The sequence below is a fragment of the Rhodopila globiformis genome, from assembly GCF_002937115.1.
Classification (GTDB): domain Bacteria; phylum Pseudomonadota; class Alphaproteobacteria; order Acetobacterales; family Acetobacteraceae; genus Rhodopila; species Rhodopila globiformis.
Genome location: NZ_NHRY01000229.1, coordinates 45,415 through 54,760, shown reverse-complemented (window position 1 = coordinate 54,760; position 9,346 = coordinate 45,415). Strand labels below are relative to the sequence as shown.

The 9,346-nt window shown below is 68.9% G+C and carries 8 protein-coding genes; 3 read left to right on the top strand and 5 right to left on the bottom strand.

Translation table 11 applies throughout. The features are described 5' to 3' along the window. Positions 1-845: 845 nt before the first annotated feature. From CCS01_RS22345 to CCS01_RS22335, 3 genes are all read right to left on the bottom strand, one after another. A complete protein-coding gene (locus CCS01_RS22345) occupies positions 846-1,271 on the bottom strand; it encodes a hypothetical protein (protein ID WP_104520975.1) in 426 nt (141 codons plus the stop codon). Between the two features lie 455 nt (positions 1,272-1,726). Further along, a complete protein-coding gene (locus tag CCS01_RS22340) occupies positions 1,727-2,566 on the bottom strand; it encodes an aldo/keto reductase (RefSeq protein ID WP_104520974.1) in 840 nt (279 codons plus the stop codon). Further along, entirely contained in the window at positions 2,566-3,582 is a 1,017-nt protein-coding gene (locus CCS01_RS22335; protein WP_239992352.1) for a dipeptidase, read from the bottom strand. The genes CCS01_RS22340 and CCS01_RS22335 overlap by 1 nt, the downstream gene beginning before the upstream one ends. Positions 3,583-3,592: 10 nt before the next feature. Here CCS01_RS22335 and CCS01_RS22330 point away from each other — a divergent pair, with 10 nt between their 5' ends. Together CCS01_RS22330 and CCS01_RS22325 are read left to right on the top strand one after the other, a co-directional pair. Next, positions 3,593-4,333, top strand: a complete 741-nt coding sequence (locus tag CCS01_RS22330) for a hypothetical protein (protein WP_104520972.1) — start codon at positions 3,593-3,595, stop codon at positions 4,331-4,333. Positions 4,334-4,531: 198 nt separating this feature from the next. Next, positions 4,532-4,747, top strand: coding sequence for a hypothetical protein (locus tag CCS01_RS22325; RefSeq protein ID WP_204848394.1), 216 nt, complete (start codon positions 4,532-4,534; stop codon positions 4,745-4,747). 271 nt (positions 4,748-5,018) lie between these two features. Here the strand turns inward: CCS01_RS22325 and CCS01_RS22320 are convergent, their stop codons facing one another. After that, positions 5,019-7,616, bottom strand: a complete 2,598-nt coding sequence (locus CCS01_RS22320) for a CaiB/BaiF CoA-transferase family protein (RefSeq protein ID WP_204848393.1) — start codon at positions 7,614-7,616, stop codon at positions 5,019-5,021. Between the two features lie 27 nt (positions 7,617-7,643). Next, the gene (locus CCS01_RS22315) at positions 7,644-8,510 is read right to left on the bottom strand and encodes an alpha/beta fold hydrolase (protein WP_104520970.1); all 867 of its coding nucleotides are present in this window, start codon (positions 8,508-8,510) and stop codon (positions 7,644-7,646) included. A gap of 113 nt (positions 8,511-8,623) precedes the next feature. Here CCS01_RS22315 and CCS01_RS22310 point away from each other — a divergent pair, with 113 nt between their 5' ends. Then, the gene (locus CCS01_RS22310; RefSeq protein ID WP_158258545.1) at positions 8,624-9,217 is read left to right on the top strand and encodes a metallophosphoesterase family protein; all 594 of its coding nucleotides are present in this window, start codon (positions 8,624-8,626) and stop codon (positions 9,215-9,217) included. The last annotated feature ends 129 nt before the right edge of the window (positions 9,218-9,346 follow it).

Sequence of the window (9,346 nt, the reverse complement as noted above, 5' to 3'; positions counted from 1 at the left end):
CTGAACCGGCCACTTTAGTGGCCAACTGAACCCGGGACCGCGTTAGCGGTCCCGCTTGCCGCTTTGAGCGGCTCACACTCAACGGGCCGCGTCAGCGACCCGCCCGGCCGCTTTGAGCGGCCAACACTATAAAGCCCCCGGCTCTGCCGGGGGATATTTACTTGCGACTGATTTGTGACGGCGGGTGGCGGGCCTGGACAGAAACGTTTCGAATGAAACGCCCGTCCACAGTCAAATGGCCACCGTTTCGGCCTTGCGTCCGCCGCTCGATCAAGCCAATGCCCAGGCCACGAATGCCAAAATGCGAAGGCTGTTGTCGGGTTCCGGGGTGGTCGGGTGAGGCGTTTCACGGTCCCGCAATCCAACCGGAACCGTGCTGAAAAGGTCCACGACAATGCCCTGTCGGACGACGTGCGCCCCCGCTGCGGCAACAGCCCTGCTGCATTTGCGTTCATCTGCGGTTCCATTTCTCCTTTGGAGCAGCACGCAGGCGTCGGAACATCCCTCCCGCCGCCACGCTGATTCAGGAACCGCAGATGAACGCAAATGAACGCAAATGGCCCGGTGGTGAAACGGACCTCCGAACGTACTGTCGGCCGCGCGCCGATCGTTGCCAGGGCGCTCGGTTGCGGTTTTCAAGGCTCCTGCCGGGTTCCGGATGGGCGGTGAAGCGTCTCACCACCCCGAAATCAAGAGCCAATGCGAATTGCCGGGTCGTGCCGATGGTGGTTCACCGCCGTGGATGACGCACGCGAGGCGCCACCATGCCGCCGCGCCGCCAGCCGCAGCGGGCGTCCGTCCGCGGCGGCATCCGTAGTGCCGCGGCGCCTCGGCGCTTGCCGCTGTCAGCGGTATTCCGGCGGGATCGGCAGGTTGTTCGCCGGGTTGGTGTCGTGCTTCGACAGCCGGGCGACGATCGCGCCGCCGGCGAGCGGGCGCAGGTCCGCGGCGAGCGCGTCCGCGGTGTCCTCGGGATACACCTCATGCCCGCGGACGTGCAGCGTGAACGAACGGCTGTGCTTCGCCGTCTTTTCCGGATCGTCCAGCGTCGCCTTGGTCCACTTGTAGAGCGGGAACTCGTCCGCGCCTTCCTTCTCCGCCTCCGCGACGTAGGCGGCGAATGCGTCAAGCTGGCATTTCAGCGTCGCGTGGTGCCGGTTCAGGATCTCCGTCAGCGGCTTCAGGGCGAGATTGCCGGGATCGCTGCGCGCCAGTCCGGCGTGGTCGTCGGTGAGATTGACCCGGATCTGGTATTGCCACGGCGCGCTCATCTCTGGCCTCCCTGCCTGTGGCGGAGGTTATAGCGCGGGCCAGCCGGCCGGAGCCAGATGGCATAACGGCCCTTGGTGGTGCGGCCGGCGGCCCGGGCGGTTGCCCTTCGTTACGGCCGGACGTACCCCCTGTGAGACATGCACATCCCGGAAGCGGTCGCCGCGGCGCGGGTTGGGACGGGCCGACGGCGCGCTTTCACCATCATGGTGGCCGCAGGGCCACCATCCACGCTTGCCACAAGCACACTCGGGACAGGCCGGTGCGGTGTGTTCCGTTGCGTTGACACAAGGATACGAAGCCGCCCCGAATGCGCCTGAACAGGCCGGCATGGCTCGGCCGAATCATTTTTTCCCCGTACTTTTCTGCATGCCGATCGCCTTACTGGGATAGGCACTCAGGCTGGTGATCCGCCGTTGTTATCTGGCCGGAACGGATTGGCTGCCGGGCCTCGCCGCTACAGCAGGTCGAGCGCCCGCTTGCGCTTCGGCGGCGGGTGCGCGGCATCGATCTCGGCCAGGTCCTGCGGCGTCAGCGCCAGCTCGGCCGCCGCCGCGTTCTCCCGCACATGCGCGGCATCCGCCGCCTTCGGGATCGAGATCACGTGGCCGTCGCGCAGCCCCCAGGCGATCGCCACCTGCGCCAGCGTCACCCCATGCCGATCGGCGACGGCCCGCAGCGCCGCCGACCGCGCCAGGCGCTGCACGTTGTGCCCCAGCGGCGAATACGCCATCACCGGCACCCCGCGCTGCGCGCACCACGGCAGCAGGTCGAACTCGATCCCGCGGCTGTCGGGATGGTACAGCACCTGGTCGGTCGCGCAGGCCGCGCCACCGGGCAGGCCTGCCACTTCCTCCATGTCGGCGACATCCAGGTTCGATACGCCCCAGTGGCGGATCTTGCCCGCCGCCCGCAGCGCCTCGAACGCCGCCACCGTCTCCGCCAGCCGGTGGCTGCCGCGCCAGTGCAGCAGGTACAGGTCGATCCGGTCGGTCCCAAGCCGCCTCAGGCTGCGCTCGCACGCCGCCGGCACGCCGCTGCGGGAGGCGTTCTGCGGCAACACCTTGCTGACGATGAACACCTTGTCCCGCTGGCCCGCCACCGCCCGGGCGACCACCTCCTCGGCGCCGCCCGAGGCGTACATCTCGGCGGTGTCGACCAGCGTCATGCCGAGGTCGATGCCCAGGCGCAGCGCGTCCGCCTCCCGCGCCGCCTGGTCCGCGCGTTCGCCCATGTTCCAGGTCCCCTGCCCGACCGCCGGAACCGTCTCGCCGCCTGGAAGCGTCACCGTGCGCATCAGCCTGCCACTCCCTCCGCTGCCCGCATGACTCGCAGGAAATTGCCGCCCCAGAGTTTTTCAAGGGCGCCGCGATCATAGCCGCGTTTCGCCAGTTCGATCGTGATGTTCGGCGTCTGCGCGGCGTCGTTCCAGTCGCTGATGCCGCCGCCGCCGTCGAAGTCCGACGAGATCCCGACATGGTCGATGCCGATGCGCCGCACGGCGTGGTCGATGTGATCGGCAAAGTCGGCGACCGTGACGTCCTCGGGCTTGGCGTTCAGCTTCAGGAACGCCGACACCGCGGTGATCTGGATCACCCCCTTGACGTCGCGGATCACGTCGAGCTGCCAGTCGGCCATGTTGCGCGAATGGTCGCACAGCGCGCTGACGCAGGAATGGCTGGAGACGATGGGCGAGCGGGATTCCTCCGCCGCCTGCAGCATGGTGTCGCGCGCGGTGTGCGCGACGTCGACCAGCATGCCGACGCGGTTCATCAGGGCGATCGCCGCCTTGCCGAAGGCCGACAGCCCGCCGTGCTCGACCTCCCGGTCGCCCAGGTCGCGGCGGGGGTTGCAGGAATCGCCCAGCGCGTTGTGGCCGTTGTGCGTCAGCGTCATATACACTGCACCGCGCGCCCGGAACTCCGCGATCCGCGCCAGGTCGGTGCCGATGGCGAAGCCGTTCTCCACGCAGGGGACGATGGCGACGACGTTGTCGCGCCGGGCGGCCTCGATCGCGTCGGCGCGCGGGGCGAGGCGCAGCGGCACCAGCGACGGCATGCGCGCCATGAGGTTGATGTGGTCCAGCATGGCCAGGGCGCGGGTATAGGCCGCCGTCTCGAACACCGGCGCCCGGGTGGACTGTGGGACGTAGGCGACGAAGCAGCCGGCGCGGAGGCCGCCGCGGGCCATCTTCGGCAGGTCGACCTTCCGGGCGCCGTCCTGGAACGGATCGGGCCCGGATGGCCAGGGTATGTCGATGTGTGTATCCAGCGTCAGCAGGGTACGGTGGATCGAAAGCGCGTCAGGCTGCATGGCATCATTCATGACCCAACGGTTGCAGATTACCGCGCGGCGCGGAAGAGGAGTCTGCGCCGGCGGATGGAAATGGCTGGGTGTCGCCGGCCTGCTTGCCTGCCTCACGGCACCGGACCCGGCCGCGGCCGCGGATGAATCCATCGGCAGCTGGATCCTGAGCTGCCGGGGCCAAGCCTGCGTGCTGCGCCACAAGGACCGGTTGCTCGATGCGGCCGGCATCGTCGCGGACCTGGAGGCGCGCGCCGCCGGCTCCGCCGCGGACCCACCGATTGGCGGCAAGCCTGTATCGACAGGTGCCGGCGGCACCCAACTGGTGCCGGTGATCGTGGTGCGCGGCGTGTCCGATGAGCTTCTGCTGGCGGCCACGGCGGCCGGCACGCTGCACGCCTCCCTGCAATTCCTCCGCGCGGCGCCCGTGGACCTGCCCTGCGCCCTGGATGCGGCCGGCTTTCTCTGCGCGCCGCGGGACGAGGCCGTGCCGGCGCTGGCGGCGGCGTTCATCCTGGCCCGGTCGCTGACGGTGCGGATGTCGCTGTCGCTTGCGGGATCCAACCCGTTGACCGTGAAGGACCGGACGCTCCCGCTGGCCCGGACGCCGAAGGCCCTGGCCCGGCTGCGCGCGGCCGGGCCTCCGCCGGCGGCGCCGGACGGCTGGCTGAGCCTGCTGGACCGCGGCCTGAAGGCCATCGGCTACCGGAACGGCATGGCCGATCTTCGGGCATTGCTGCTGGAATATCTGCGGCGCTGAGGCCGGCGGGCCGGGACAGCAAGGGCCCGCTTCCGCAGCCTGCCGGTCTGTGAAGCACTTCAGAGCCAGCCCCCGCACACGGTGATACTCGACAAGCCGGCGAGACGAATGCGCCGTAACCGGGAAATGGGGGGTATCATGTGGCATCGCCTTTCGACAGTGGCGACCGTGGCTTGCGTGCTGGGCGGATCCGCCGCAATGGCCGCGGAGCTGCCGACCTACGAAGTGATGGGATTTCCGGCCTCGCCGCATCAGCTCGCGGTGCTGAACACGGCCGCGGTTCAGGAGTCTCCGCCACGTCCTGAGCTGACACTGGACGGCATGCCGGCAAGCCCGCATCAGATCGCGGTCCTGACGCGGCGGCCGAAGCAGCAGATCGTGGCGCAGGAGCGCCAAGGGGCCGGCAGGGAATAACCGCTGCATTGGGTGCAGGGCACCGTCTTCTCCGCGTCATGGTCCGCGAAGGCGGGCCATGACGCGGAGGGGCCAGCGCGCCCGCTCCGGCGGACCGGTATTTCTCGCCAATGTTCAGGCGGCGAAAAGGCGCGCCGGACGCCTGGGCCATTCCAGCACAAAAACGCATTGGTTTGTTCCGGACCATGAAGCGGTGACCGGGGTTGATCCGTGCCTGCGTGAACTGTCCCGGGATCAGGACAACAAGGGCCGCCTGCGCATCCTGCCTGCATCATATCACGCCTTCCTCAGCCAGCCGCTCCACGTCAGACGCCGACATGCCCAGCAGTTCAGTCAGCAGCCATGCATTATCCTCGCCGTAGCACGGCGCGCCGCGGTTGATCGGGCCGCCGATATAGGCCGGCGTGCGCGACAGTTTCATCGGCAACTCATAGACCGGCCAGGTGCCGATCTTGCTGCCGGTGACTTCGGTGAGCCAGTTGAGGTGGCGAAGCTGCGGGTCGTGGTCGCAGCGGTCCTCGGCGTTCTGGCAGACCCCGGCGGGAACGCCAGCTTCCTGCAGCGCCATCATTGTTTCCTCGGCGGACCGAGTGATGGTCCACGCCCCAACCGCCTCATCCAGCGCCTCCTGGTGCGCCAGCCGATCGGCCAGCGTCATGAAGCGCCGATCGGCTAGCCAGCCGGGGTGATCGGCGACGCGGGCAAGGGACTGCCAGTCCGTCTCGGTGAAGCAGGCGATTGCCACCCAACGGTCGTTGCCCGCGCAACGATAGACGCCGTGCGGCGCCGCCGGCTTGTAGGGCGAGCGGTTGCCATGGCGGCGCCATTCCCGGCCGTTGGCCGCCCAGTCCAGGATCGCCGTGCCGGTGAGGAAAATGCCCGACTCGCACTGCGACGCGTCGATCCACTGGCCCTGCCCGGTGCGGTCGCGATGGTGCAGCGCGCCCAGCAGCGCCAGCGCGTAGCCGTAGGCGCCCATCCAGTCGAGATAGGAATAGCCCCATCCCACCGGCATCGCCGGCTCCGGCAGGCCGGACATGTCGGCCTGGCCAGCGAACGCCGCGGCGACGGGGCCGACGGTGCGCATCCGGCCATAGGTGCCGTGAGCGCCCATGCCGGCCTGCTGGATGTAGATGATGTCCGGGCGGATCTTGCGCATCACGTCGTAGCCGAGGCCGAGGCGTTGCAGCACGCCGGGCGAGAACCCCTCGGCCACGATATCGCAGAGGCGGACAAGGTCCTTCGCGATCGCCAGTCCCTTCGGATGGCGGATGTTCAGCGAAATGCCGCGCTTGCCGGCGTTCTTGTTGAGGAACTGCCCGCCCATGTCGGGGTCCTTCACCCCCGGCAGCGGTCCCGTCGCCGCCTGCCGCGCCGCGCGTCCGCCCACCGGCGCCATCGCGGCGAGGCGGGTGTCGGGATTGTCCTTCCACTCCACCTTGTAGCTCTCCGCCCCCAGCGCGGCGAGGAAGCGCGTGCCGCCGGCCGAGGCGAGGAACCAGGCGAAATCCAGGATCTTCACCCCTTGCAACGGAAACGGCTTGCCGTGCAGGGCAGAAACGACCGCCCCGGCGTCGCCCTTGGGCCGCGTGGGCACGGACGGTTGGCGCGGCGCCTCGGCCAGCAGCGCTTCGGTGTCCTCGCCCAGCAGCGGCGCCCGCCGGCCGATCTGCCAGCTTGTCTGCGTCGCCAGCCACTTGCTGGTGGGATAGAGGAACGAACGGCCGAGTTCCGGATGCGGCACCTCGGCGAAGGTCTTTCGTTTCAGCCAGTGCTCGTCAAGCGCGTTCTCATGCGGCTTGCGGATCGGCGCCCACAGCAGGCCGGCTTCCTGCGCCTCCAGCCACGGCATGTCGTGGTAGGTCCAGGCGCGGGCGAAGCGCTGCACGACGTCGAGCATGTGCGCCTTCGCCTCGTCCCCGACCGTGGAACCCGGCACCGCCCGCGCCTTCAGATCGGCGTCCGGCGGCGGCGGTTGCAGGTCCGCCTGCATGTCGTATTTTGACAGTAACGGCACCAGCGCCTTCAGGTCGCGCGCGCCCATGCCGTGCGAGATGTACCAGCGGCCGTCCTTGGTGTGCATGATGCTCGGCGAGTGGTTCGGCGTCTCCAGCGCATGCCGGCAGGTCAGCCGCCACAGCGGCACGCGGCGCATCACCCAGTGCATGATGTCGAGCTCCGGGTTCTTCGCCACCGCCTCGTGCACCGCGATCGAAACATCCTGGCCGAGGCCGTTGCGGCGCCGCGCGATCAGCGCCGCGACGACGCCGGCGGCAAGCTGCTCGCCGGCGATGTGGTACGCATGCCAGACCTGCGGCGCGATCGGCGGCGTGTCGTACTGCCAGTTCGGATCCGGATCGTAGCCGCAGTTCATCATCACTCCGCCGAGCGCGAGATGCACCAGGTCCGAGCCCTTGAAATGCGCCCATGGCCCGTCATCGCCGAACGGCGTCATCCGCGCGGTCACCAGCGTCGGGAAGCGCGCGTTCAGCGCATTCCGGTCCAGCCCGAGCGCGGTGTTCAAGGCGCCGCAGGAGGAATCCAGCAGGATGTCGGCGCCCTCCAGCAGCCGCAGCAGCGCCGCGGGCTGGGCCTGGATGTCCAGCACCACCGATTTCTTGGCGCGGTTATAGGCCCAGAAGAACAGCGAGCGTTCCAGCCCGGGCTGGTCGTCCAGGAACGGGCCGATGCGGCGGGTGGCGTTGCCCTCGGGCGGCTCGATCTTCACCACCTCGCAGCCCAGGCCGGCGAGCAGCAGGCCGGCATATTCGGCACGCTCGTCGGCGATTTCGATCACCCGCAGCCCCGCCAGCATGCCCGGGCCGGCGTTGCCCATCATCGCGCCGGGGCCGGTGGACAGCTCGGTCATTGTTTGTTCCCTCCAACGATTAGCCCTTCAGGGGCGGGTGCGCGCGAGCATGTCCAGCAGCGTGGCGTTGACGGTATCGGCGGCCTCGTAGGCGGCCCAGTGGCCGGTGGCGGGGATCAGCCGCACGTCGGCGTCCGGGCGGTGGGCGCGCAGGATGGCGACCCGTTCCGGTCCCTTCGGGTTGGCCGGCGCGTCGAGTTCGCCCCAGATGCCGTTCAGCGGTGATTGCAGGCGGTCGATGGCGCGCATGACGGCGCCGCTGCGGGAAAGCGCCGGGGTGCGCAGGCGCGAACGGATGGTGTTCCAGTCCTGGATCACCAGCGCCAGATCGTCGATTTTCCGCCGATCGGCGATCATCAGGCGATTGAGGTTGGTGCGGTGGGTTTCCCGGCGCTCGTCGCCTTCCAGGTGGCGCACCTTCTCCAGGTTGACGGCGGAGCCGAGCGCGCCGACGCCGGAGGAGCCGATGATCGTAACGGAACGAACCCGCTTGCCGCGCAGCGCGCCGACGCAGGCCGCCATGGTGCTGCCGAAGGAGAACCCGACGACGTCGTAGGACACGCCGGCGCCGATGATCGCGTCGATACCGTCTGCAACGATACCGGCGATGGCGTCGGCGTCGTCGCTGACGGGCGGCATGTCGGACTCGCCCAGGCCCGGCAGGTCGGGCACCAGCACGCGGTAGCGCGGCAGCAGCGCGGGGATGGTGCGGACCCAGTGCCGCCAGGACCCGGCGCCGCCGTGGAACAGCGCGACCACCGGGGCGGCGCCGCCGGATTCGTCCCACAGGTGCCAGATCATCCGGCCGTCGCCGCACGGCGTTTCATGCCGCGTGGCCTGGCGTTGCAGGCGGTCGAGGATGGTGTGCGGGTCCTCGGCAAGCTGGTCGTTCATCCTGGCGGCGTTCCTCTGTCCGGTTTCGGCGACAGCCTACAGACAGGCGGGCGGTGTCGCCAAATCCGCGGGCCGCGTGCTATGGCCTGGGACAGCGGAACGGGAGGACATTGTTGAAAGTCGGTATCGTATCGGATCTTCACTGCAACATCCAGGGGCTGGACCTGGCGCTGGCGGCGATGGGCAGCGTCGACGAGCTGCTGTGCCTCGGCGACAGTATCTTTGAATACCAGTTTTCCAACGCCGTCGTCGCCCGGCTGCGCGAGCGTGGGGCGCATGTCATCCAGGGCAACCACGAGGAAGTTTTTCTTTCCGACGCCGGCGCGCGGGCGCGGGAGCGGCCGGGGATCGATCCGGAGCTGCTGGGTTTCCTCGCCGCGCAGCCGCATCGGAAATATCTGGAATTGGGGCGGAAGCGCCTGCTGCTGATCCACTCCACGCCGTGGGAGCCGCGTGGGGACTATGTGCATCCGCATAGCCCGAAGCTGGACCGGTTCGCGGAGGCAGATGCGGATATCGTGCTGTATGGACATACGCACTGCCAGGTGGTCAGACGTATCGGTGGCGTTCTGGTCATCAACCCGGGCTCGGCCGGGGACGCGCGCGACAGCCGGAACGACCGGCAGCTCAGTTGTGCCGTGCTCGATACGGATACCGAGGAGGTGAGCGTTATCGATTATTCCGATCCGCGCTTTGCCGCGCGCTGAGGACGGCAGCTGCCGATCCGGGCCGCATTGCCCTGAATGCCGGGCCGCGAGTTGCAACAGGAACAGCCCGGCCGCGGCCGCGCCACCGCGACCGTTGGCCGCCTGATTCCTTCTCTGCGTGCTCTGCGC